This window comes from Phycisphaerae bacterium, from assembly GCA_018003015.1.
Taxonomy (GTDB): domain Bacteria; phylum Planctomycetota; class Phycisphaerae; order UBA1845; family PWPN01; genus JAGNEZ01.
This window is the reverse complement of the sequence record JAGNEZ010000001.1, coordinates 80,394-104,406: the sequence shown is the minus strand read 5'-3', so window position 1 is coordinate 104,406 and position 24,013 is coordinate 80,394. Positions and strand designations below refer to the sequence as shown.

At 64.9% G+C, this 24,013-nt stretch carries 18 protein-coding genes; 9 read left to right on the top strand and 9 right to left on the bottom strand.

The window, feature by feature from the left end; genetic code table 11:
- Positions 1-198 precede the first annotated feature (198 nt).
- Both KA354_00365 and KA354_00360 read left to right on the top strand, forming a co-directional pair.
- Positions 199-2,196, top strand: a complete 1,998-nt coding sequence (locus KA354_00365; protein ID MBP7933070.1) for an aldo/keto reductase — start codon at positions 199-201, stop codon at positions 2,194-2,196.
- Positions 2,197-2,336: 140 nt separating this feature from the next.
- Positions 2,337-4,859, top strand: a complete 2,523-nt coding sequence (locus tag KA354_00360) for a hypothetical protein (GenBank protein MBP7933069.1) — start codon at positions 2,337-2,339, stop codon at positions 4,857-4,859.
- 23 nt (positions 4,860-4,882) lie between these two features.
- Here KA354_00360 and KA354_00355 read toward each other — a convergent pair whose 3' ends face one another.
- The 4 genes from KA354_00355 to KA354_00340 form a co-directional block, all read right to left on the bottom strand.
- Positions 4,883-6,886 carry a cell surface protein gene (locus KA354_00355; GenBank protein ID MBP7933068.1) on the bottom strand — a complete coding sequence of 668 codons (2,004 nt, stop codon included), beginning with the start codon at positions 6,884-6,886 and terminating at the stop codon, positions 4,883-4,885.
- 359 nt (positions 6,887-7,245) lie between these two features.
- Entirely contained in the window at positions 7,246-8,013 is a 768-nt protein-coding gene (locus tag KA354_00350) for a PEP-CTERM sorting domain-containing protein (protein MBP7933067.1), read from the bottom strand.
- A 411-nt stretch (positions 8,014-8,424) separates the two neighbouring features.
- Complete coding sequence (locus tag KA354_00345; protein MBP7933066.1) at positions 8,425-9,138, bottom strand: PEP-CTERM sorting domain-containing protein; 714 nt, start codon at positions 9,136-9,138, stop codon at positions 8,425-8,427.
- A gap of 416 nt (positions 9,139-9,554) precedes the next feature.
- Complete coding sequence (locus KA354_00340; GenBank protein ID MBP7933065.1) at positions 9,555-10,397, bottom strand: queuosine precursor transporter; 843 nt, start codon at positions 10,395-10,397, stop codon at positions 9,555-9,557.
- A gap of 140 nt (positions 10,398-10,537) precedes the next feature.
- Between KA354_00340 and KA354_00335 the strand changes: the two genes are divergently transcribed.
- Positions 10,538-11,248 (top strand): cytidylate kinase-like family protein, encoded by a 711-nt coding sequence (locus KA354_00335; GenBank protein ID MBP7933064.1) that lies wholly within the window; start codon positions 10,538-10,540, stop codon positions 11,246-11,248.
- A 173-nt stretch (positions 11,249-11,421) separates the two neighbouring features.
- Here KA354_00335 and KA354_00330 read toward each other — a convergent pair whose 3' ends face one another.
- The 4 genes from KA354_00330 to KA354_00315 all read right to left on the bottom strand — a co-directional run bounded on the left by KA354_00330 (position 11,422) and on the right by KA354_00315 (position 15,655).
- On the bottom strand, positions 11,422-12,510 hold the full coding sequence (locus KA354_00330; GenBank protein MBP7933063.1) for a DUF2961 domain-containing protein: 1,089 nt from the start codon (positions 12,508-12,510) through the stop codon (positions 11,422-11,424).
- Between the two features lie 167 nt (positions 12,511-12,677).
- Positions 12,678-13,730, bottom strand: coding sequence for a metallophosphoesterase (locus tag KA354_00325; protein ID MBP7933062.1), 1,053 nt, complete (start codon positions 13,728-13,730; stop codon positions 12,678-12,680).
- Between the two features lie 125 nt (positions 13,731-13,855).
- Entirely contained in the window at positions 13,856-14,983 is a 1,128-nt protein-coding gene (locus tag KA354_00320) for a deoxyguanosinetriphosphate triphosphohydrolase (GenBank protein ID MBP7933061.1), read from the bottom strand.
- A 144-nt stretch (positions 14,984-15,127) separates the two neighbouring features.
- Positions 15,128-15,655, bottom strand: a complete 528-nt coding sequence (locus KA354_00315) for an HIT domain-containing protein (protein ID MBP7933060.1) — start codon at positions 15,653-15,655, stop codon at positions 15,128-15,130.
- Positions 15,656-15,802: 147 nt separating this feature from the next.
- Here KA354_00315 and KA354_00310 point away from each other — a divergent pair, with 147 nt between their 5' ends.
- From KA354_00310 to KA354_00300, 3 genes are all read left to right on the top strand, one after another.
- Positions 15,803-16,438 carry a hypothetical protein gene (locus KA354_00310; protein MBP7933059.1) on the top strand — a complete coding sequence of 212 codons (636 nt, stop codon included), beginning with the start codon at positions 15,803-15,805 and terminating at the stop codon, positions 16,436-16,438.
- A 143-nt stretch (positions 16,439-16,581) separates the two neighbouring features.
- A complete protein-coding gene (locus KA354_00305) occupies positions 16,582-18,282 on the top strand; it encodes a formate--tetrahydrofolate ligase (protein ID MBP7933058.1) in 1,701 nt (566 codons plus the stop codon).
- A 212-nt stretch (positions 18,283-18,494) separates the two neighbouring features.
- Positions 18,495-20,078 carry a hypothetical protein gene (locus KA354_00300; protein MBP7933057.1) on the top strand — a complete coding sequence of 528 codons (1,584 nt, stop codon included), beginning with the start codon at positions 18,495-18,497 and terminating at the stop codon, positions 20,076-20,078.
- Between the two features lie 76 nt (positions 20,079-20,154).
- Here KA354_00300 and KA354_00295 read toward each other — a convergent pair whose 3' ends face one another.
- Positions 20,155-20,931 (bottom strand): glycosyltransferase, encoded by a 777-nt coding sequence (locus tag KA354_00295; GenBank protein ID MBP7933056.1) that lies wholly within the window; start codon positions 20,929-20,931, stop codon positions 20,155-20,157.
- 17 nt (positions 20,932-20,948) lie between these two features.
- Here KA354_00295 and KA354_00290 point away from each other — a divergent pair, with 17 nt between their 5' ends.
- The 3 genes from KA354_00290 (at position 20,949) to KA354_00280 (ending at position 23,512) form a co-directional block, all read left to right on the top strand.
- Positions 20,949-21,146, top strand: coding sequence for a glycosyltransferase (locus KA354_00290; protein MBP7933055.1), 198 nt, complete (start codon positions 20,949-20,951; stop codon positions 21,144-21,146).
- A 112-nt stretch (positions 21,147-21,258) separates the two neighbouring features.
- Complete coding sequence (locus KA354_00285; GenBank protein MBP7933054.1) at positions 21,259-22,563, top strand: glycosyltransferase; 1,305 nt, start codon at positions 21,259-21,261, stop codon at positions 22,561-22,563.
- A gap of 31 nt (positions 22,564-22,594) precedes the next feature.
- A complete protein-coding gene (locus tag KA354_00280; GenBank protein ID MBP7933053.1) occupies positions 22,595-23,512 on the top strand; it encodes a glycosyltransferase family 2 protein in 918 nt (305 codons plus the stop codon).
- Positions 23,513-24,013: the final 501 nt, after the last annotated feature.

Below are 24,013 nucleotides of genomic sequence, written 5' to 3'. Positions count from 1 at the left end.
GTAACGCGGGGTTGCCGCCGGATCAACGCGGTGGCTGACCCACGAGTGGGCGGGTCAGCGGCGAGGTTGGGGCGTAGCGCGGTCGGCGCCCGAGCGGGGCCCGCTCCGCCGGGGCCGGGCGCGGGCCAAGTTGACCCCTGGCAGCGGATGGTCCACCTGGTAGGATGTCTGGGGGCGACTTTGTTGGGAGCCGAGATCATGGCGGACAGACTTGCCTGGGGCATCCTCAGCACCGGTCGAATCGCGGGGATCTTTGCCAGGGCCCTGGCTCATTCGGAAACCGGCGTCTTGGTCGCCGTCGGCAGCCGCACCCCATCCGCGGCCGAGCATTTCGGCGAGCAACATCATGTTCCGCATCGGCACGGCAGTTACGAGGCCCTGCTGGCCGATCCGGACGTGCAGGCCGTGTACATTGCCACGCCTCATCCCATGCATGCCGAGTGGGCGATCAAGGCCGCCGAAGCGGGCAAGCACATTCTCTGCGAGAAGCCGTTGACCCTCAACCATGCCGAGGCCATGGCGGTCATCGAGGCGGCTCGCGAGCACGATGTTTTCCTCATGGAAGCGTTCATGTACCGCTGCCATCCGCAGACCGCCAAGCTGATCGAACTGATCCGCTCGGAGGCGATTGGCGAGGTCCGCCTGATTCAGGCCACCTTCAGCTTCAAAGCCGACTTCGACGACACCGGCCGGATTTGTGCGAACGAGCTGGGTGGCGGCGGCATTCTCGACGTGGGCTGCTACTGCACGTCGATGGCCCGCCTGATCGCCGGTGTGGCCGGCGGGCAGGGTTTTGCCGAGCCGGTCGAGGTCAAGGGCACCGGCCATCTGTGTGAGACCGGCACGGACGCGTGGGCGTTGGCGTCGCTGAGCTTCCCGGGGGGCATTCTGGCCAGCCTGGCGACGGGCATCCTGGTGAACCAGGAGAGCGTTGTTCGGGTCTTTGGCTCGGAGGGGCACATTCTCGTGCCCCAGCCCTGGGTCATCAGTCTAGAGGGTGGAACCTCCCGTCTAATCCTGCACCGGGATGGTGAGCCGAGCCCGCAGGAGATCCGCGTTGAGACGCCGCGCTGGCTCTATGCCATTGAGGCGGACACCGTGGCGGAGCATCTCCGTCGTCGCCAGGCGCCCGGCCCGGCCATGACCTGGGAGGACACGCTGGGCAACATGAAGACCCTGGACCGCTGGCGGGCGTCGATCGGGCTGGTCTATCAGTCGGAGCAGCCGGAGGCCGGCAAGCATCCGGTTCATCGGCGGTCGCTGAAGCGCCGCGAGGTCCACAACATGAAGTACGGGCACGTTTCCGGTGTGGACGGCCCGGTCTCCCGGCTGGTCATGGGGGTTGACCACCAGACGACCATGCCTCATGCGGCGGTCATGTTTGACGACTTCTTCGAGCGGGGCGGCAACAGTTTCGACACCGCACACGGCTACGGGGGCGGGATGTGTGAACGCCTGCTGGGCTGCTGGCTGCGTCATCGCGGCGTTCGAGAGGAGGTGGTGATCCTGGACAAGGGTGGCCACACTCCCTGGTGCACGCCCAAGGACATCGGCCGGCAGATCGTCGAGAGCCTGGAGCGGCTGCAGACGGACTACATCGATGTCTACATGCTCCACCGCGACAATGCGGATGTAGGGGTAGACGAGTTCATCGGGGTATTGAACGAGCACAAGGCTGCCGGGCACCTCCGGGTCTTCGGCGTGTCCAACTGGTCGATTGAGCGGGTCGACGCAGCCAACGACTACGCCAACGATCGAGACCTGGACGGCATCTCCGTGATCAGCAACCAGTTCAGTCTGGCCCGCATGGTGCAGCCGGTCTGGCCGGGTTGCCTGTCGGCCTCGGATCTGGCCGCAAGGACCTGGCACTCGGCCACGCAGACGCCGCTGATGGCCTGGTCGAGCCAGGCGAGAGGGTTTTTCCATCGCGCCCGGCCCGAGGACCTTAGTGACCGTGAGCTGGTTCGCTGCTGGTATTGCGAGGACAACTTTGAACGGCTGAGGCGCGCCCGGCGGCTGGCCGAGAAGCTGAAGGTTCCGGTGATCAACGTTGCCCTGGCCTACGTGCTCTGTCAGCCGTTTCCGACGTTCGCCCTGATCGGGCCGCGGACGCTGGCCGAGACCCGCACATCGTTGCCCGCCCTGGACATTGAGTTGAGCGTGGACGACCTCATGTGGCTCAATCTGGAGGCATAGGACTCTTTCGGGCCGGCTCGGCCGTGGTCAGCGAGGTTGGAGCGTGGTCGTTTCCAGGTGGGGCTTCACGCAGGAGTGGTTGGGCGTTATGATGGAGGTGTTTGAGCTTTCTGAGGGGTACACGGCTGGCGGGTTCATCCATGGGTTCAATCCGGCGGCGTTTCACTGGGGTTTTGGTGTTCCTGCTGGCGGCCGGGGCGATCTCCGGGGTTCGGGGATCCCTGGCTGTGGAGGCGGCGCCTGCCGAGGTCGCGGCCGACTGGCGGCGGCAGGACGGGATCGATTCGGGTCGCTCCCGGCGAGAGGCCATCGCGGCCGTTCTGGTCGAGCTCGGATCGGATGGCGCGGTATTGCGGGCCGCCCTCGAGGGTCTGGCCGGCGCTTCCGCGAGCGATCCGCGATGGGATGAACTCTATCTCCAGGCCTGTGCCCGGCGGCGTTCAGGGCGACTCAGGACCCTGCTCGCCGTGATGCCGCGGATCATCTTCACCAAGCACTGCGATCTCGGCGGCTCCTTCTACGCCTATACCGAGGGCCAGTCGGACGCCCAGAACGAGCGGCAGTTCGTACCCGGCTCGAGTCTCTGCCTGCTCACCATGAAGGGGCTATATGGTGAGGTTGAGACGCTGCTCGACGAGCCGGAGGGTGTCATTCGCGATCCGGACGTCTCCTGGGACGGCCGCCGCGTGCTGTTCTCCTGGAAGAAGTCGGACCGGGAAGATGACTACCATCTTTACGAGATGGATCTGGCCGAGGGCCAGAGCCGGCAGCTCACCTTCGGGCTGGGTTTCGCGGACTACGAGGGCGTCTACGCTCCGAACGGCGACCTCATCTTCAATTCGACGCGCGGGGTGCAGACGGTCGATTGCTGGTGGACCGAGGTGAGCAACCTGTACACCTGTGATCGTGACGGGCGGTATCTCCGCCGGCTGACCTTCGACCAGGTTCACGACAACTATCCGACGGTTGCGCCGGACGGTCGGATCCTGTACACCCGCTGGGACTACAACGACCGCGGGCAGATCTATCCGCAGGGTCTGTTCCAGATGTATCCGGACGGGACGGGTCAGACCGAGGTGTACGGGAACAACTCGTGGTTTCCGACCTCGATCCTGCATGCCCGGGCGATTTCGGCCGCCGGGGGCGGATCGAAGGGTAGCGGTCGGATGGTGGCCATCTTTAGCGGGCATCACACGCTTCAGAAGGGCTGGCTGGGCATTCTCGATCCGGCCAAGGGGCGTCAGGAGAACGCGGGGGCCCAGTTGATCGCCCCGGTCCGGGCGACCGAAGCGGTCCGGGTGGACGGCTATGGCCAGGATGGCGACCAGTTCCAGTATCCCTATCCGCTCGGGGAGACCGAGTTCCTGGTGGGTTTCAAGCCGGCGGGGGTGGATGTGCCTTTTGCGATCTACTGGATCGACGTGGACGGCCGGCGCGAGTTGCTGGCCTGGGATGGGGCGATCTCCTGCAACCAGCCGGTGCCGCTGGTCGCTCGGCCGGTGCCGCACGTGCGGCCGAGCGCCGTGGATTATCGCGCCCCCGAGGGCTTTTTCTTCCTGCAGGATGTTTATGCCGGTCAGGGTCTGGCCGGTATTCCGCGGGGGACGGTGAAAAAGTTGAGGGTGGTAGGGCTGGAGTACCGTGCGGCGGGCATTGCCCACAACTGCAATCGGGGCCCGGCGGGCGAAGCGCTGGTCTGCACGCCGGTATCGATCGGTAACGGCTCGTGGGATACCAAGACGGTGCTCGGCGAGGCCCGGGTTCACGAGGACGGCTCGGCCATGTTCGCCGTTCCGGCGCGGACGCCGGTGTACTTTCAGGCGGTGGACGACCGGGGGTACGTGGTTCAGACGATGCGGAGCTGGTCAACGCTTCAGCCGGGCGAGCGGCTGGGCTGCGTGGGTTGCCACGAGTCGAAGAACTCCGTGGCTGGGGCGAGGGCTTCGGGCGCGTCGGCGGCGATCAAGGCGGGCCTGGAGCGGTTGACGGGCTTCTATGGACCGCCGCGGGGCTTCAGTTACCGCAAGGAGATCCAGCCCATTCTGGACCGTCACTGCATCCGGTGCCACAACCTGGTCTCGCCGTCGCCCTGGCGAGGAGAGGTTTTAGGTGGTATCATTGAGGGTTCGGCGGCCGCAGATGACGTGGCCAAGCGGGCCTTCAGTCTGCGTGGCGACGAGATCCTGGATACCACCGCCAAGCGGAAGTGGGCCGAGTCTTACCTGGCCCTGACCCGGATCAAGCCGCAGAGCACGCTGGATTGCGCGGACACCTGGGCGGGCCAGCCGAGCGACCTGGTGAACTGGGTCAGCGCCCAGTCGGAGCCATCCATGCAGCCGCCTTACTCGGCCGGAGCCGCCAGGAGCGGGCTGATGACCCTGCTGGAGGAAGGGCACAACGGGGTGCAGCTGTCCCGCGAGGAACGGGACAAGATCGCCTGCTGGATCGACCTGCTGGTTCCCTTCTGCGGCGACTACCTCGAGGCCAACGCCTGGTCCGACGAGGAGGTAGCCAAGTACGGGCACTTTCTGGCCAAGCGGAAGCGCATGCAGGAGGAGGAGCAACGGAACATCGCGGAGTGGATTGCGGCCCAGGAACGGCCGACCGTTCGCCAGCGGGATGAGCGGCGAATCCGAGGCATGGGGGGCATGCGGGGCATGTGAGCCAGGGGGCGCGTCGCGGGCGGTCACAACGACAGCACGTACTCCACCATGGCGGCGAGGTCTTCGGGCGACAAGCCCGACGTGCGGCCGTGGCGGTCGTCGGGGTTGTGTTTCTTGAACAGTTCTTCCATGGTGGCGGCTCGCCCGTCGTGCAGGTACGGAGCGGTTCGCCAGACCTCGAGCAGGGTGGGCGTGTCGAAGAGGCGGTCCTTCTGGGTCCCGAGGCCGGTGCCCACGTTGTACGACCGGTTGTTGGTGTAGAGCGGCGACGGATGGCAATCTGCGCAGCCGGCCGACGCGAAGACCTGGCGCCCGCGTTCGGCCGCAGGGCTCAGCCGGCCGTCGGCCAGGTAGGGACTCGGGACCGGCTTCATTGAGCGGAGATAGTCGTCGACGGCGTCGACATCCTCCTTGGGGCGGTCGGTGAAGAGGATGAAGCGGAATCCGGCCGCGATCGCCACCTTCGTGTTTGCGCGGACACCCAGGGACATGACCGGGGGCGTGTGGGGGGACATCAGCAGGCTTCGGGTGTTCTTCGGATTGCCGATCCCGTCGTTGAGCAGATCCCAATTTGGCCCGTCGGCTCGCCCGTCGGGATGACAACTCGCGCAACTCTGCCAATGCTGGAAACTCAGCGTGGCATCGTTGAAGAGCATTTCGCCTCTGTGGGCCTGCCCGGGCGGCGGCGTATCACTCCGGCCGAGTCGCTTGACGGCTGCCGACCACAGGCCACCCTGCCTGACCTGCCCGTCCGCGTCAGTTGCTTTCAGGGCCAGGGAGAGGCCCCGGAGCGCGCCGGCCTGGTGCGAATCGGCGGGTCCGGGCGGCGTTCGAGTCGCATCCGTGGATTTCCGGAGCGGCGCGCCCGAGCCGGCCTTGGCCATGGTGTTCACGTCGATTTCGCCCAGCGAGTCGCTGAAGTACTCGGCGGCGTAGAGTCTCGTGCCGACGGCGATCAGGCCCCGCGGTCCGTTACCGGCCAGCGGGAACCGGCGGCGCAGGCCGGTGAGGAAGGAGAGATCGTCGGGTACATCCGCCGGGGTGACGGAGACCTCGGAGACGCGTTCCCCCGCGGCGAGCCTGGCCAGTCGATCGAGCAGGCCGGCCCGGTCGATGATGCTGATCTCGTGGGTTCCGGCGTGGGCGACACAGAGGTATCGCCCGTCGGCGGTGCAGGTGACTCCCCAGGGATTGGCCGCTCCCAAGTCGATGTCATCCAGCAGAACGGTGTTGACCAGCCGGGCCTCGGCCACATCGATGATGCTCAGGGCGTTGGTGGACATCCAGCCGCGATCAAGCTGGGTCGTGGGCACTTGATAGCGGGCCAGTAAGTGAGTCACGTAGGCCTGCTTGCCATCCGGCGAGAGGCACATGCCACGCAGGCTCATGCTGCCGTTGGGGAGTTGGATGAGGCCGGTGGTGTTCCGGGTTCCGACGTCGATCACCGATACGGCGGCGGCCATGAAGGCCCCGTCGGCCGGGCCATTCGGAAGGTGGTTGCCGACCAGTAGGCGCGTGCCGTTCAAGGTGAGCACGGCCGCGACGGGCTCGCGCAGGACGGGAATCTGGGCGGCGATTTGGCCGGTCTCCAGATCAACGACCTGGAGGCTGTTGTGGAAACGGCTGCACACAAAGAGCAGCTTGCCGTCGGCGCTAAGGAGCGGGGCCATGGGCGTGTGGCCGGCGCGAAGCTGCCGAGTCTTGCGGCCGGTGGTCGGATCGATCACGTCGATGATGCCTTCGGGTCCCTCACAGGTGACGTACAGGCATCGCTCGTCCGGGGATAGGGTCAGGCCGGTGGGTTGGCCGGAGGTGTCGACGGTCTGTCGGACATTCCGAGCGGTCAGGTCAAAGACGGCGACCTGGCGGGCGTTAGCCTCGGCCACGAACAAGAACGTGCCGCTGCGGTTCGCGGTCAGTGCGATCGGAGCGAGATCGGCGGGGCTCGCCTCGACGGCTCCGGCCAGATTGAGCAGCGTGACGAAGGTGAGCACGGCTAGAGCAAGACGTTCCGGATTCCCCGCCATTATCTCCACCTTGGCATGCTGCCGGCCATCGCCGGTACCCGGGCAAGGGACGAAATCACGTTGTCGGCAAGCGACTGATCACCGACTATCCGCTTACCACTCTATCGGGGCAACGGGGTGTGCGTCAAAGGGTAGACGGGCTTCCGCCGGCGCTTGGGTGAGGTCTGACGTGAGGCGCCAAGTCATGACGGCGGTCGATGGGCGGATGTGATGATGGGGTGGAAGGCAGATAAGACAAGACCCGGCTTACGGCGCATGATGGCGTCGTAAGCCGAGTCTTGGAATACATCTCACTTTCAGGTGACCGGCCCGAGGGTCGAGCCACCTGCGTGTATGACCGAGTCGAACGCCGAGTGCACTCAGGCTCGACGGCGACGAATGAAGAGGGCGCCGAGGGCCAGCAGCGAAAGCGTGGCGGGCTCGGGAACGGCCTTCATCCATACCGTGACGACATTCCCTTCGCCGTAATAGAGGTTGGGATTCGGCAGCGATGGAGCCCCATTGGTCGTCAGGCGCAGCCAATGTCCGCCGGCGACGCCGGGAACATGCGGCGTGGCGCCTTTGAACTGGAACTCGACCCGAAGGGAGGAGTTGTCCGTGTGCCCCACGGTGTTGTCCACGCCGGTGAAATTCGGCGGTGTGAGCAAGTTGCCTGAGGTCGATCCCGAGAAGCTGGGCTGCCGGAACATGACCTGAGCGTCGTCCGCGGAGCCGGCGAAGCTGGTGATGACCGTCTCGGCGCCGGTGGCGAGCGTCTCGGCCACATCGTCAATCCAGATCTTGTAGGGGCCGGCGTAGACGCCGTCCGGGACAAACCGCAGATGCTCGAGCGCTCCGGCGGTCCCGTCCACGTTGCCGTTCCCGGTGAAGGACGTTGAGTTGAATGCGTTCATCGAGAACGAGTACTGGCGCCACTGGCCGTCCATCGGCAGGTCCAGGGAGTCAACCGGGGCGACCCACTCGATGCCGGTGCCGCCGGATCCGCCGCCGTCCCCGCCGATCGGGACATCCGGCTTGTTGGTTTCCCGCGTTCCAAGGGATACCTTCAGTGAGGCGGCGTCGGCCACGACACCTGCGATGGCCAGCACCACGGCGGCCGTCGCCAGAATGTGAAGCTTGCGTTTCATTCCCACACTCCTTCATGAGTTGAAGCCAAGCAGACTCGTGCGGCCAGGACCTTCCCGACCAACCCGTTGCACTGAATCAGCACCCGGCTCGACATGCACTTGTGGGCCTTTCCCATCGAACAGGAAAGGCGTTACCGCTAGTCATAGGCTCATCCTTCGCGCCCCACCCAGCTCGCAGAGAAGGAAACCGCAGAAGTGGCTCCCTCGTCCTCCTCCGATGCGATCGAATTACATAATAAGTCCAGGGGCGAGAAATGTCAATGGTCATTTCGTCCAGGAGGTAGTACAGTGGAGGTGAAAAAGAGAGCCTCCGGCCCGATTCAGGCCGGAGGCTTGGTGGCAGAGTCGATACGAGCTGGAAGAGGATTGCAGGCCGACCGGGGAGCCGAGCCGGCCTCCTCATCCAATGCGTCAGGCGGTCTGGCGCCGACGCAGGACAAGTCCGCCGATGCCGAGCAGGGCCAGGGTGGCGGGCTCGGGAACGGCTTCCCACATCACACCGGCCAGCCGCTGCGACGTCCAGGCCGTGGAATTGGCTGCCAGCGTGACCGTGTACTTGGTACCCGCGTCGAGGGGAACATTGGAGGCCACGAGCAACCAGCTGTCGTTGCCGCCGGGTGTCCCGGTGCTGCCGGTATTCTGGATCACGGGATTGAACGTGATCGCGCCAACGCCATCAAGGGCGGGGGAGTAGGTCACGGTGATCGCCGTGCCGGTTGTGCTGACGTTGGTCGAGGCTGGCCAGGTCAGGTAGACGTTGTACAGGCCGGTTTGACCGCCAGTCAGGCCGGACGCGAGCAGGTCTCCGTTTACGGGCGAAACCGCAGGGGCGGCCGCAGGATCCAGGGTCTGCTTACCCAGCAGCGTGCCGGGGGCCAAGACGGTGTTGTCCGCGTCCACGCCTGGGGTATAGGAGACCACGTAGGTGTGTGGGGCTGCCGTGCTGCCGTAGGCGGATTTGACCCCGCTCAAACCCACAGCCAAGCCCTTGGTGTCGGAGAACCGGGCAGTCCCGGTGAAATTGGCAGTAGCCTTGCCGCCCGCGGCCGGCTCCACGATGAACGCCGCCTGGGCTGCCAGGGCGCAAGCCAAAACGATGGTGATTGAGACCGTGATACGCTTCATCAGACCCTCCTCAAAAGAACACTCTTCCCCAGGTTGCGGATCGGACTCGTTATGCCGAAACGCACCCCCTGTGCTTTGTCCAAACTGGGTAGCGTCAAGACGGGACCTCCCCGCCTCCTAACTGCAAGGTGACACAAGGCCAATTGATATGCAGATGCCCTGCTCGCCCTCAGTCACATATACTATCCCGCTCGATACGCTCGGTCAATCGGAGGGGCGGTTTTCCGTCACAAAAGGCTGCCCCGATGTTCGGGACCAATGTGTGCGGGTGGCCCGATGGTGCGTGCGGGGCGGAGATGGGCCTGGTGGGGGCGGGATTCGTCAATGGTGCTTTGATCCTGATACCAGCGTTATTGGACCGGGCGGTGTGTCGCTGGTCCCCGCGGCGTTTTGCGGCTTGGGTGCAGGCGGGTTCTTCACTGCTGGGTCGGGTCGGGTTGGCCGGATGCGGTAGCCGCTCGCTTCGATTCGACCGGCACAACCAGGGATGCGGGGGGTGAATCGGGCAAGCCGCCCGGCGTGGGCGAGCGCTGGGACCCGATGGGCACGAGTGGACGCCACGTGGTCAGGTAGAGGAAAGGGGTGTTGAGGGCTGCGGTCAGGATTTTGACCAGGTAGGCGAAAACCACGGCCCCCGCCCAGTCCGGCCAGGTGTTGATTGTTGTGCCGACCAGGGCGGCGGTGGTGAAGAAGACGGTGTCAAAGGCCTGGGAGATCCAGGTGGAACCGTTGCTACGCAGCCACATGAGTTTCAGGCCGGTGCGGCGGCGTATAAGATGGTAGAGTTGGACATCGAGCAACTGGGAGAGCAGGTAGCTGATCATTGAGACGATCATGATGCGCGGGAAGGCCCACACGTTGAAGAAGTACTCCAGGTGCGTCTGGGCGGTATCGTCGGCATTGGGTGCGTACCAGAGATCGAAGTGCATGATGGCCACGGCCGCGAAGCCGCAGAAGAATGCGATCCAGACTGCTTCCCTGGCGGCCGGCCGGCCGTAGTGTTCGTTGAGAACGTTGCTGGCCAGGAAGACGGTGGCGAATTGGACGTTGCCGTCGGTTACGGGCATACCGAGGATGGTCATGTTCTTCATCACGGTGATGTTCATGAGCAGGGTGTAGGTGACGATCAGGCCCGTGACCCACATTCGTCCGAGTCGGGCTGCGGCCAGCAGGACCGCGCCGGCGACCGTCAGATGGCTCAGGAAGATGATCTCGTTGTAGCCCATCGGGCCGATTATACTCGCGGGCGTTTTGGGCACACTCCCTGGTTTCCTCTCGCCGTGATAGAATGGAGAGTGCCGTTCGTGGCAAAGCTGTGACGGGTCGTGGCGGACCGATCGAAGCATCCGACGGTGCAATGGACTGGCTCTTTCCGGCAATTCCAGCAAGGAGGTCGACCATGATCGAGAAACCTGCGTCCCAGAAACCGGCGGCGGCCAAGCTCGCGGAGCGGCAGCTTCGCAATTGGGAGCTCACCCAGTCCCAGCAGCCCTTACGGTCCTCCGGTTCCGGCGCGACCGTGTTCGACTTCGTGACCGTCGCCAACAATGTCGGTGGAGGCGGTGGCGAGCTGGCCGCACAACTGGCGAAAAGACTCCACTGGCCGCTGTTCGACCGCGACATTCTCACGGAAATGGCCGGCAACGACGAACTCCGGTCGCGTCTCTACAAGGCCATGGACGAGCGGGACCTGAACTGGTTCGAGAGTGCGATGCGGTCCTTCCTTCACAGCGACCTCAAGCGGGAGGACTACTTCCATCGCCTGACCGAGACGATTCTCTTCCTCGCTCGCAAGGGACCGGCGGTCTTTGTCGGGCGGGCCTCGGACCTGATACTCCCGACGACCAAGGGGGTGCGGGTCAAGATCGTCGCCTCGCTGGAGCACCGGATCGCCAACTTCGCACGAGCGAACGGACTGACCCTGAAGGTCGCGGCCAGGGATGTGGGCGTCATTGAACGGGCCAGAGCCAGGTTCATCCAGAAGCACTTCCACAGGGAGATCAATGATCCCGCCCGGTTCGACTTGCTGATCAACATCGAGCGGGTGTCGAGTCGTGAGGCGATCGACGTCATCCTCTCGCTGTTGAAGGAGCGGAAGATCATCGATTGACGGAATTGGAGGTCCTCCGGTATTGCCGGCCACTCCTCTCGTGTCCGAGCCGGCAGGTCGGGCAAGACGTTCGGCCCCCACCGGCCGGACGGTAAGCGGCGACGATGGGGGGCTCGCCCAAGGCGTGCTTGCCGGGGCCACGCCGGAAGACACGGATGGGGTGACGAGGGGCGCTAAATCACTTCCAGGTAGTCCTTGTCCGGCAGTGGTGGAAACGGGGTGGTGGGCAGCGTCTGGTACCAATAGGCTACCGAGGCGATGTCGTCCTGCAACGGCAGATATCGCCCGCCGCTTCGCCAGCCGAGGGCCTGCAGGGTGACCCGGAGTTCGGTCTCAAAGCGGATCGGGTCAGCGATGTGCCAGCGGTACATGCCGAAGCGGGTCTGGGAGAGGTACGTGCCGTCCGGGCGGATGACCTGGGGCAGGCCGGAGTAAGGGGTGGTGAATTCGCGATAAGTGCCCTTACCGCCCTCGCCGTCGGTGAAGCAATACGAGCCGCAGAAGTAGTCTTCGGTTCCGGTGCCACAGATGGTGGGGTAGGCGTCGTCTCCATCCATGAAGAACTTGATCTCGCCCTCGCCCCACCAGCCGTTGTTGTTGGTACCCCAGGCCATGTAGGTGCCGACATACTGGCCCCAGCCGCGGACACCGTCGAGGATCACGAAGTCCTGCTTGTAGGGCAGGGGGTTAGTTCGGCGGAACTGGGCATGGAAGTAGGCCGCCTGCTCGGGCACCTCGGTCAGGGTGTAGTTGATCTGGTAGAACAGCGTCATCTCCTGCTCGGCGATGTTGGTGAAGGTGATCCGGCAGCGTTTGCGGAAGGGCATTTCCCAGTAGCAGTTGAATGCGCTGCCCGGGTTGACACAGACCGGCAGAGAGCTGATCTGGGCGTGCTTGTTCCAGCCGCAACCGAAGAAATCGCCCACCGGGCATTCGACCGAGGGGGTGGTCTGATCGTCCCAGTAGATCCGCAGGATGCTGAACCGCCAGTGTCCGGTTGGCGTCATCCAGATCTGCTGGATTGCGCCTTGGCCGGAGATATTGGCGAGTTCGCGGCACTCGCCTGGAGCGATGGTGATGGCCGGTGAGATCTTCCAGGTCCGGCCGAGATCGCGAGCCGCCTTGGCCGCGATGCCTTCGGCAGCCATGCCGCCTCTGCCCTTCTCGCCGGCGAAGTTTTCCGGGCTGATCGAGCGGGTTTGAGCCCGTGAGCACCAGGAGAGGGTGCCCATGTTCATGCCCAGGCCGTTGAATGCCGCCATACGAGGGTCCTTTTCGCTTGTCGAGTACGGGGTCGATTCCGAGGGGTGATTCTATGCCTGGCAGCGGAGGGCGGCAATGCGGTGTCAGCGGCCGAGGGGGGGGTGGGGCGAGGCGCGGGAGATCGGTTGCCGCGGCGAGGTTGGCGGCGGTCGCGCTCGCGGGCTGCTCATCGCGGGGCGGGTGGCGACCAGGGCAGGGTGAAATCGCTGTCGTCGTCGGGATCGTAGGCGTTGCGGAATGGCGAGTAGGTGCGGACGTGGATGCGCTGCCGCGTCGGCTCGAAGCGAAGCAGGCGCAGGGTGGCGTCTCCTCCCAGAGGCTGTCTCTGGTAGTCGGCCAGCAGTTCGAGGACGGGCTTGCCCGCGTCGTTGGTCGAGATCTGCCGGTAGTGTACGGTTCGCCCTTGGTGGCCGCAGAGAACCATGAAGATCTGGGGGTTCTTGCGGATGAGCTTGTTCCAGAGGTCCTCTCCGGAGTTGCCGTGTTTGAGGACCGGCTCCGGATTGCGGGCGATGCCGTCCCGGCCCTTGAGATACGAGTGGGTACTGACGATTGCGGGCCGGTCCGGGTAGCGACGGAGCATTTCCTCCGCCCAGGCGAGGTCCTTCTTGGGGGCATCGAGTTGCAGGTGTAGGAAGATGAACGATCGGCCGGCACCGCTGAACAGTTGGCAGCTGCTGAGTTGGCTGGGTGCGGCGCCGACGTACCAGGGCGCGTTCTTGAACCGGTCGGGGCCGAAGTGCTTGATGAAGGTGGATGCTCCGTCGGACCGATCGCTGGGCTTGTCGAAATCGTGATTGCCGATGGCCACACCCCAGGGTACGACGCCGTCCAGCAGGGACATGGCGTTGGCGGCCACCTGCCACTGCTTCATGTCCTTGGCCCCGTCGTTCACGATGTCGCCCAGTTGGGTCGCGAAGACGATGTTCTCGGTTCGGGCGTGTTCGTGTATCCAGGCAGTCTGGGCGTAGAAGCGGTCCGGGTACTTGCGGCTGTAATGCTGGGTATCCGGCAGGACTGCGATGGTGAAGGGCTCGCGGATATCCTCGGCCACGGGTGGGCTGCTCACCGGCCGGGAACAAGAGGCATAGAGTATTGCCAGGAGGGCAATCCCTTTCCAATTCCCGGGCCGGCGCCAGCCGCGAGCCGGACGAGCAACGAAGGCCATCTTCAGGCACATGTGCGGGGTACTCCTGTTCAGCCGCGTCTGTCCGGGCATTCTCCTGGCTCCTCGGGCGGACGGCATACCTTATCGCCGCCGCCGACACTTGGCCAAGAGGCCCCAGGGGATCCTGGGTGGACCGCTCGAGGGCGACTTTCGGGAAGGTGGCCGTGGGCGGTGGTTTACGCGGGCTCAAAGGGCTCGAAGAGCCGCTTGTGCTCGTTCTGGGCGAACCGGTCGGTCATACCGGCCACATAGTCGCAGATCACGCGGTGGGCACCCGATTCGGCGATCCGGTCGACGAAGCGCGGCGGGAGCAGTCTGGGTTCGGCCAAGTAGGCCTCGAACAGGGTGTGGACGAACCTCTTGGCCTTGTGGTCCATGCGGACCAGTCGAGGGTGGCGGTAGACGTGTTCCTTGAGGAACGCCTCGAGCTCGGCCACGCGTGATTCCATGGCCGGGGAGAAGTCGACCAGGAGCCGGCCGCAAGTGCGAACCTGGTCGAGGGTCTGGATGCCGGAGGCGATCTGGCGGCGTGAGTAGGCCACGATGTCGTCGAGCATGGTCCCCTCGAGGTTGTCCAGGATGGGGCGGCGGATGGCGGCGAGCGGCAGATCGGGATAGTGATGTCGGGGTCCGGTCGCGGCCTCCGCCCAGAGGGTCACCGTGGCCAGCCGGTCCTCGTCGATGAGTCCGGCTCCGAGGGCGTCCTCGAGATCGTGGCAGTCGTAGGCGAGCCGGTCGGCCAGATTGGCGATCTGGCCTTCGATTGGTGCGTGGGTGCCGTCTGCCAGCGGGTGCCGGCCGGGTTGGTCATAGAGCGTGCAGTGCTTGGCGAGGGACTCGCGGACCTCGTAACTGGCGTTCAGGCCGCGGAAGGGGGGGTAGGGGTGTTCGAGGTACTCGATGACCCGGAGGGACTGGCTGTTGTGTTCGAAGCCGCCGTGGTCGGCCATCAGTTCCGCGAGGGCCTTTTCTCCGGCGTGGCCGAAGGGTGGGTGGCCGAGGTCGTGGGTCAGGGCGATGAGCTCGCCGACCCTGCCGTTGACCTGCAGGGCGGTGCAGAGGCGCCGGGCGATGCTGGCCACTTCGAGGGTGTGGGTCAGGCGGGTCCGGAAGTGGTCGTGCTCGCTGGTGACGAAGACCTGGGTCTTGCGCTCCAGCCGGCGAAAGGCCGCGGAGTGTAGCACGCGTTGCCGGTCGATGGCGAACGGGTCGGCGTTCCTGGGGAAGGACTCGGCGTGCTCGCGGCCGCGTGAATTGGCTGCCGTCGTGGCGTAGGGCTTCAAACTGGGTTGGCTGGCTGACATGGGGAGAACAAGCCGAAAGCCGGAACGCGGAGAACTGAAAGGTGGAGGCAGGCCCGGGATCGTCTGCACGGGGCACCCGGCACGGTCAATTCATCACCTTCACCCATCCTCCTTTGCTCGTGGCTCGCCGCGCATATACCACTTTTATCCTCTTATTTCAGGCAGGCCCAGCTCCGCAGCGGTTCGCTTCATCTCCGCGCGCAAGTCGTCGATGCTCTGGGAGACGACCCGGACGTCGCCGACCACGGCCATGAAGTTGTTGTCTCCCTCCCATCGGGGCACGACGTGGACGTGGAGGTGGCCGGGCAGGCCGGCACCGGCGCAGCGCCCGAAGTTCATGCCGATATTGAAACCCTGGGCCTTGACGACTTCCTTGAGCAGTCGCTTGGCGTCTTTCACCTGGCCCATCAGTTCGTGGAGGGTTCTCTCGTCGAGGTCATCGATGTCGGCCAGATGGGTCTGGGGGGTGACCAGGAGATGGCCGCTGCTGTACGGGAAGGTGTTGAATGTGGTCAGGCAGGACGGGCCGCGCCAGATGACGTGGTTGGTCGCGTCCTGTTCGGGGCAGGCGGCGTAGCGGCACAGGAAGCAGCCGCCCTGGTCCTGGTCGGACAGGCTGCGGATGTAGACCATACGCCAAGGTGCCCACAGGTTCTTGTTGGTTTCTGCCATGGGTGTTGTATCGCGGAGTCTACTGGCCGGTCGGTTTCCCGGCAAGCAGTCGCCGGTTGCACGAACCGGCTGGGTGCTTTAGACTCCTTTGCCCATATGAGCTACGGAGGCATCATCGTCCTGGCGGGACCATCGTGGAGAGCCTGCATGGTCGGCCTGGTGGGTCTGGCCCTTGTCATGCTGGGAGGTTGCCGCCGCGATCTCGATATTCCGCCGATGGAAGTCAAGGTGGTGGAGGCGTACGGGGTGAAGCTCGACGCCGCCGCGTCGCCGAAGCAGGTCGTGTATGTTCTGCTCCGATCGTTGCGGGACGACGTGGAGGCCTCCCAGGCCTGGGACAAGGCCAAGAAGAAGCGGGCTTTTCAGACCAGCTTCGCTCTGGCCGCGTTTCAGGCCATGAGCCGTCGCCTGATGGACAACCCGGCGATCCTGACCGCCCGGAAGGGCGGCGAGGCCGACGTCGCAGCCCGCCACATCTATGATGCCGTCGACCACTGGGCGCCGATTGTCGGGCACTACATCCGCAGCTTCGAAGCCGATGAGCAGGCGGCGATGACCAAGATGACCGAGGTTCTGGCTGCGGACGGCCGAACCGGCAGGGTCTATGTGGATGTGGCTCACGATTCGCAGGAGGAGGATCCGGCCAAGGCTCAGAGCGTGACGCTGGTTATCGAGATGGCCCGGGAGAAGGGCGTCGACGGCAGCGAGTACTGGCGTGTGCTCAAGCTCGGCTACCAGCCCCGGACGAAGGTGATCACCGTGTCGGCACCGAGCCGTGGGTGAGTCATGGGCAGGGTGCCGAAGGGCCCGGCCGCTGGGGCGGCTCAAGTGACCTCGGGGGGTTCGCTTCGGCCGGTTCCGACCTGAGTTGCCGAAGGTAGCGGAGCAGCGTTTCGGCTTTCGGTGTGCGATTGGGCGTTTCGATTGTGGCTATGCTTTCCGACCTTCAAATAGCCCAGCAGGTGGCCTTGCGGCCCATCCAGGAGATCGCTGATCGGCTGGGGCTTGCGGCTGACGAGATCGAACTGCACGGCAGGCACAAGGCCAAGGTTCGTCTGGAGGCCATCCAGCGCCTCGGCGATGCCTGTTTCGGCAGGTACATCGTCGTGACCGGTATGACGCCGACTCCGCTTGGCGAAGGCAAGACGGTGACGACGGTGGGGCTGTCCCAGGGTCTCGCCCGGATCGGCAAGCGGGCGGCGTGCTGCATTCGCCAGCCGTCGATGGGTCCGGTTTTCGGCATCAAGGGGGGTGCGTCCGGGGGAGGGTACTCGCAGGTCCTGCCGATGGAGGATCTCAACCTCCACCTGACCGGCGACATGCACGCGGTGTCCAGCGCTCATGCCTTGCTCAGCGCCCTGATTGACACGCTGATGGTCAAGGGCAACCCCGGCCGGCTCGATCCGATGAAAGTCGTCTGGCGCCGGTGCGTGGACATGAACGACGCCGCCTTGCGTGACATCGTGATCGGCCTGGGGGGGCACGGCTTCCCGCGGGAGACTGGCTTTGACCTGACCTCTGCCAGCGAGGTCATGGCCGTTCTTGCCTTGGCCATCTCGCTCAAGGATCTTCGCCAGCGGCTGGGCAGGATCGTCATTGGCTACACCCACCAGGAGATGCCGGTTTTCGCCGAGGCGATTCGCGGAGCCGGGGCCATGACCGTCCTGCTCAAGGAAGCGCTGATGCCCAACCTGCTCCAGACGTTGGAGGGTGTGCCGGCGTTCGTGCACGCGGGTCCGTTCGCCAACATCGCCCACGGCAACAGCTCCGTTCTGGCGGACGAAATCGCCCTGCGCTGCTGCGATTACGTGGTGACCGAAGCCGGTTTCGGGGCGGACATGGGCTTCGAGAAGTTCTGCCACATCAAGTGTCGTACCTCCGGTCGACGCCCGGACGCGGCCGTCCTGGTGGTCACGGTGCGGGCTCTCAAGGCCCACAGCGGGCAATTCAGGGTCGTGCCCGGCTGGCCGATCGACTCGCGGATCCACCAACCGGACCTTGGTGCGGTCCGGTCCGGTCTGCCCAACCTGCTCAAGCACCTGGAGAATGTGTCCAAGTTCGGCCTGCCCTGCGTGGTGGCAATCAACCGGTTTCCGACCGACACGGAGGATGAACTGAGGGCTGTGGCCGAGGCCGCCCGGGCGGCGGGGGCTTTCGACGTCGCGATCAGCGAGGTTCACACCCGGGGCGGTGCAGGCGGCGAGGCCCTGGCCGACGGCGTGGTTCGTGCGGCCGAGTCCGGCCTGGCCGAGGGCTTCCGGTTCCTCTACGACCTGGAGTGGCCGATCAAGAAGAAGATTGAGACCATTGCCACGGAGGTGTACGGAGCGGCCGGCGTTTCCTATGAAGCGGCGGCGAACGCGGCCGCCGAGTCCCTGACCCGCCTCGGTTTCGCCAAGCTGCCGATCTGCATGGCCAAGACGCAGTACTCCTTCTCCCACAACCCGTTGCTGCACGGGCGGCCGACCGGCTTCACGTTGCCGGTTCGCGACATTCGTCTGGCCGGTGGCGCGGGTTTTCTCACTCCCCTGGTCGGGACGATCCAGACCATGCCGGCCTTCGGGCGTCATCCGGCCGCCCTGGACATGGACGTCGATCCGGACGGCAAGGTTATGGGGCTTTTCTGAAGCGCCGGCGGGGCCGGGTGGCCCGGGACGGGCGAGTGGCGGCGGGCGGTCTGCCTCGCGGGTGAGTGCAGCGGGGATCGGTAGTCTCGGATCGTGGGATGATGGACGCGCTATCCGGGCGATCTGGCGATATAATGGAGTGTTCAAGGTGGACTTCACGGTCTGAGGATCGCGTATCGGCTCCCGGCGGGAGCAACGGGGACTGAAGTCACATGAAGCTTGGTTTGACAGTCGGCGTAATGGTTGTGGTGGTTGCGGCTTGGGCAGGCTGTGTCGGCAGCCTACCCGACGATTCCAACCCGGTCGGCGATTGGAGCACGGGCTCGCCCGTGCCCGAGCTTGGTACGCCGGTCAGCGTGTCCATCATCAGCGAGAGCTACGTGGACGCGGACGTGCATGTGCTCTTCTTCGTCGGCCCGGTCGAGGTCCACCGCACGGATCTCCGTGTGCCGGCTCGGTCCACGATGCGGGCCATCGGGCCGGACCTGGCGACCCGGATCACCGTCGAAGGATCGTACGTCGAGGGCGGTCCGACGCCGAGTGCGGATTTCCTTGCCGGCCGGGATTTCGAGTCCGGCCAGGTCAAGGAGTACATCATTCCGGATGCGCTCGATACCTGTCCGGACGATCCCGACAAGCGCGAGGCGGGGATCTGCGGCTGTGGTGTGGCCGATACCGACACCGATGCCGATGGGACTCCCGACTGCATCGACGCATGTCTGCAGGACTCGGGCAAGACGGCGCCTGGCGTCTGCGGCTGTGGCCTCGCGGACATCGACACCGACGGGGACGGCATCCTCGACTGCCTGGACGGTTGTCCGCTCGACAAGGACAAGACGGCGCCCGGCGCGTGCGGCTGCGGCGTTTCAGATCTCGATCGCGACCGGGACGGCACTCTGGATTGCCTGGATGGCTGCCCGGATGATCCCAAGAAGACCGCGCCTGGCAGTTGTGGCTGCGGCGTCTCGGATCGTGATTCGGATGGTGACGGCGTTCGCGACTGCCATGACGGATGCCCGAGCGATCGGAACAAGACCTCGCCCGGCCTGTGCGGCTGTGGCAAGGTTGACACCCCGGGCTGCGATGAGTTCGATTACTGCCCCGAAGACCCCTATAAGACCGAGCCGGGCGTCTGCGGCTGCGGTGTGCCGGATGTGGCCATCGACAGTGACAGGGACGGCGTCTTCGACTGTGTCGACTACTGTCCGGACACCATCTCCGGCGTGCAGGTGGACGAGTACGGATGCTCCACGCCGCGGGTAAAGGCCGACTTCGACGGCGACGGGGACGTGGATCAGAGCGATTTTGCCAAGCTGCAGAGCTGCCTGGGGCAGGAAAGTGTGCCCCAGCAGTACCCCAGCTGTCTGTTGACCGACCTTGATCAGAACGGCTTCACCGACGGTGCGGACCTTGCCCTGTTCTGGTGCTACCTCAGCGGCGAGGCCATCCCCGCGTTCCGGGACTGCAATGGCAATGGCATCCACGATTGCGAGGATCTTCAGGCCTCGACGAGCTCGGATCTGGACGGCAACGGTCGGCCCGACGAGTGCGATATCCAGGCCTGCTGCAGCACGTTTGGGGAGTGCGCTGAGCTGCCGCTTTCGGTGTGCATTTCGCTGGAGGGTGTTCCTCAAGGTGCCGGCTCGACCTGTGCCGAAGCCCATTGCGTCTTCGAGCAGCTCGTGGCCTGCTGTCTGTGCGACGAAGTGTGCGAGGAGATGTCTGCGGCGGAGTGCGTTTATCGAGGAGGCTGGGTGGCCGGTGAAAGCTGCAGCCAGGAGAGCTGCGCCAACTGAGTCGTATGCTGGTTCCCCGCAGCCCCCGGTTTGCCAGGATGTGCTGGTAGGCGGGGCCCGGGGGCGGGTGGCGGGCTCAGGAGGCTCTCCAATACGGCGGTCCGCCTCGATACTTCCACTGCCAGCGCCGCCGGCGAATCCGGCAGGGCCATAGCGGCCACTTGGCATGCAGACGTTTGTTGTCTTCCTTGAAGACGGCCAGATCCTCCTTCTTGCGATCGTCCATGAGTTCCTCATGGTGGATGAGCGCGTCCGGGCAGCCCACGACCCGGAGCCCCTCGCGGAGTTGGATGGTCAGCGAAAGGTCGGGATCCCATCCGCAGAAGTAGAATCGTTCATCGAGGAAGCCGACCCTCTCCAGCAACGACCGGCGAAGCAGGCCGAAGTTGGCGTACGGCAGGAGGCGGCTGTGGAAGATGCGGTAGGCGACACCTTCTCGGCGGACCTCGTCCAGCTGGTTGGGTGGCTGCTCCATGATGTGATAGAAGGCGATCATGCCCACATCGGTCAGGTCGGGACGCTCGATGGTTCGCACTGCGGCCTCGACCGAGCCGGGAAGGGGGTACGAATCGTCGTTGAGCCACATGACGTAGGTGCCTCTGGCGGCCCTGAAGCCCTTGTTGTAGGCTTTCGTGGCTCCCTCGCGGGTTGTTTCGGGGATGAAGCGGACGTCGCTCTGCTCGCGGAGCCACTCGGTGGTGCCGTCGTTGGCGGCCCCGCCGACCACGATGGTCTCGTGGGGAAGGGTCACGTTGGTGTGCACCGCGCCGAGGCACTGTTTGAGCTGGTCGAGGCGGGCGTAGGTGGCCATGACGATGCTGACGGTCGGTAGCGGGCTGGCGTCGGCACTCATCCCGGTATGATAGAGGGATGACGGACGAACCGCGAATGTCCCTGCTGACGCCGAGCTACAACTCCGCGGGAACCATTGAGCGGGCGATGCGGTCGGGGCTCGATCCGGCCGAGGCTGGAATCGAGTCCATTCTCGTGGACGGCGGTTCCTCCGACGGCACGGTCGACGTGATTCGCGGGTACACCGACCGTCTCGCCTTCCGTGCACCGACATGATGCGTACGATCCTGCTGGTCGGCCTGGGGCCGCTGTATGGCTTCGATCGGTTCCGGTGGTCGACGCACCCGTACTTCTGAGGTCTGAGGCTGACGAAACGAGACCGGACGGCATGGGCATGGCGCTTCGGGTACTGCAGGTTAACAGTGCGGACTCGGTCGGGGGTGCCGAGAAGGTGGGGTTCGATTTGCACCGGGCCTATCTCCAGCGGGGGCTGGAGGCGTGGCTGGCCGTCGGCCGCAAGTTGACCGGCGACGCGTCGGTACTGGCCATGTCAGGAGGTCCGCGTGCCGGCCGGGAGCGCTGGCCGGTCGCCCGGCGGCTGATTCGCTGGGCGAGGACGATCCGGGACGATGCTCGGGGGTATGAGAGCTTCGAGCATCCGGCCACGTGGCGGCTGCTCGATCTCCCGCCGGCTCGCCCGGACATTCTCCACCTGCACAACCTCCACGGCTATTACTTCGACCTGCGGGCCCTGTCCTGGCTGAGCGGTCAGGTTCCGACGTTTCTGACGTTGCACGATCCCTGGCTACTGGCCGGACACTGTGCCCATTCCTTTGCCTGTGATCGGTGGAAGGCAGGATGCGGGCAGTGCCCCGACCTCAGTATCTACCCGACGGTCCGGCGCGACGCCACGGCGCATAACTGGGCCGTCAAACGCGAGATTTACGGGCGCAGCCATGTATACGTGGCGACGCCGAGCCGCTGGCTGATGGACAGAGTGTCGGTTTCGATGCTGGCTCCGGCTGTCGTGGAGGCCCGGGTCATTCCCAACGGTGTGGATCTTCGCCACTTCCATCCCGCGGACCGGGCTGCTGCTCGGGCGGCTGTCGGCCTGCCACGTGACGCCAAGATGCTGCTGTTTGCGGCCAATGGCATCCGGGCCAACCCGTGGAAGGACTACCGCACGATGCGAGCCGCGGTCGCCGCCCTCGCCGAACGGCATCGGGGCGAAGACCTTCTGTTCGTTGCCCTGGGTGAGACGGCACCCGGCGACCGGGTCGGGCAAGCGGAAATCCGCTTCGTGCCTTTTGAGTCGGATCCCGCCAGAGTGGCCTGCTATTACCAGGCGGCCGACGTGTATCTTCACGCGGCCAAGGTCGATACCTTTCCGAATGTCGTCCTGGAGGCCTTGGCCTGTGGAACCCCGGTCGCCGCAACCGCCGTCGGCGGGATTCCGGAGCAGATTATCGAGAATCGCACCGGTTTGCTCACCCCGCCGGGTGATGCCGATGCGATGGCCGCGGCGGCGCGCCGGTTGCTCGCCGATGAGAGCCTGCGTTTTCGGATGGGGTCCGAGGCTGTGGCCGATGCCCGGCGACGGTTCTCCCTGGACCGGCAGGTGGGTGACTACCTGGGCTGGTATGAGGACGTCGTGTCCCGGTCGGAGCACCCGAGCCGGGCGACATCCCGGTAATCGGCCGTGTGGTTCGTGGATGAGGTGTGCAATGACCACTCGGACTCCGGTCCTGTTCCTGGTTTTCAATCGCCCGGATCTGGCGGCGAGGGTATTCGACCGAATCCGCGCCGCCCGCCCGCCGATGCTGTGCGTCTCGGCCGATGGTCCGAGGGCCGGCGTGGCCGGCGAAGCCGAGGCCTGCCGCGAGACGCGGAAGGTCGTGGAGGCAATCGACTGGAAATGCGATCTGGTGCGCGACTTCGCCGAGGAGAATGTCGGATGCGGCCCCAAGATCGGGCGGGCGATCTCGAGCTTCTTCAGCCACACCGAGCAGGGGATCATCTTGGAGGACGATTGCCTACCGGATCCTTCCTTCTTCCCGTTCTGTGACGAGCTCTTGTCGAGATACGCCGACGATTCCCGGGTGATGCAGATCGCAGGCAGCAATTACCAGTTCGGTCGCGGGCGCCGCGACTACAGCTATCACTTCTCGCGGAATATCCGGATCCATGGTTGGGCGACTTGGAAGCGGGCGTGGCAGCACTATGATCTTCGCCCTTCGCTATGGCCGGAGATGCGCCGGCTGGGGCTGGTGGAGAGCTGTTTTCGTACCGGGCGGGCCTATGGCGTTTTCGCCGAGCACATGGATCGGCTGTGCAGAGAACCGGTGCCGCACACATGGGACTACCAGTGGTCGTTTTGCTGCATGGTTCAGAACGGGCTCTCGGCAGTGCCGAATGTGAACCTGATCAGCAACATCGGGTACTGCAGCCGATCGACGCATACCGCCGATCCCTCGTCACCGTTTGCGGACATGGCGACCGAACCGATGGCGTTCCCGTTGCGGCATGCTCCGTATGTGCTGGACGATCCGGATTCGGAGTCGTACCGCCAGGACAAGTACGAGACGACGTTGCGCGAGCGCTTTGCCGGTCGCATGTGGCGGCGGGTGGCCGGTTTCAGATGACAGGCGTGTGAACGTGAGGCTGAGCGGATTCGGGCTGTCCATAGGCGTGCCGCAGTGGTGGTTTTTCCGTCGGCGCCTACACCACGCAAGCCTCTGGATCTTGCTCAGCGTTGTGGGATGGATGCTGACCGACGCGGCTTGGATCTGCTTCCGCGTTAACTCTGGTGAGGATGCAACCGCGTATGGCCTCGTGATGGGAGTCGGCCTCGTCTGGCTTCTGCGTTCTCGGCCACCTCGCGTGAGGATAGAGGGTTCTGCAAACCCACACGGCACCACGCTCTGCCTTTCACCATTGCCTCGGTAATCGAGATCGGCAACATGGCGGCTCAGTTCGTGACCGTGCCGGCAGTCCACGGCCGGTCGAGCCGTTTCTTCCGAAGCCTCCGCTGAGCTGGGCAGCGACTAGTGTTTAGCATTCAGCCCGCTGTCGCTGGACGCACGTTTTGCCGATGCCGTACTTCATGTGGTCGGTCGAAGTCGAAGCCTGGGCTTGTTTCTTTT

Coding starts and splice junctions, on each gene's coding strand:
- KA354_00285 (MBP7933054.1), top strand. CDS start 21,259: ATGGGCATGGCGCTTCGGGTACTGCAGGTTAACAGTGCGGACTCGGTC.
- KA354_00335 (MBP7933064.1), top strand. CDS start 10,538: ATGATCGAGAAACCTGCGTCCCAGAAACCGGCGGCGGCCAAGCTCGCG.
- KA354_00355 (MBP7933068.1), bottom strand. CDS start 6,886: ATGGCGGGGAATCCGGAACGTCTTGCTCTAGCCGTGCTCACCTTCGTC.
- KA354_00295 (MBP7933056.1), bottom strand. CDS start 20,931: ATGAGTGCCGACGCCAGCCCGCTACCGACCGTCAGCATCGTCATGGCC.
- KA354_00365 (MBP7933070.1), top strand. CDS start 199: ATGGCGGACAGACTTGCCTGGGGCATCCTCAGCACCGGTCGAATCGCG.
- KA354_00360 (MBP7933069.1), top strand. CDS start 2,337: ATGGGTTCAATCCGGCGGCGTTTCACTGGGGTTTTGGTGTTCCTGCTG.
- KA354_00290 (MBP7933055.1), top strand. CDS start 20,949: ATGACGGACGAACCGCGAATGTCCCTGCTGACGCCGAGCTACAACTCC.
- KA354_00300 (MBP7933057.1), top strand. CDS start 18,495: ATGAAGCTTGGTTTGACAGTCGGCGTAATGGTTGTGGTGGTTGCGGCT.
- KA354_00280 (MBP7933053.1), top strand. CDS start 22,595: ATGACCACTCGGACTCCGGTCCTGTTCCTGGTTTTCAATCGCCCGGAT.
- KA354_00330 (MBP7933063.1), bottom strand. CDS start 12,510: ATGGCGGCATTCAACGGCCTGGGCATGAACATGGGCACCCTCTCCTGG.
- KA354_00320 (MBP7933061.1), bottom strand. CDS start 14,983: ATGTCAGCCAGCCAACCCAGTTTGAAGCCCTACGCCACGACGGCAGCC.
- KA354_00315 (MBP7933060.1), bottom strand. CDS start 15,655: ATGGCAGAAACCAACAAGAACCTGTGGGCACCTTGGCGTATGGTCTAC.
- KA354_00310 (MBP7933059.1), top strand. CDS start 15,803: ATGGTCGGCCTGGTGGGTCTGGCCCTTGTCATGCTGGGAGGTTGCCGC.
- KA354_00345 (MBP7933066.1), bottom strand. CDS start 9,138: ATGAAGCGTATCACGGTCTCAATCACCATCGTTTTGGCTTGCGCCCTG.
- KA354_00325 (MBP7933062.1), bottom strand. CDS start 13,730: ATGCCCGGACAGACGCGGCTGAACAGGAGTACCCCGCACATGTGCCTG.
- KA354_00350 (MBP7933067.1), bottom strand. CDS start 8,013: ATGAAACGCAAGCTTCACATTCTGGCGACGGCCGCCGTGGTGCTGGCC.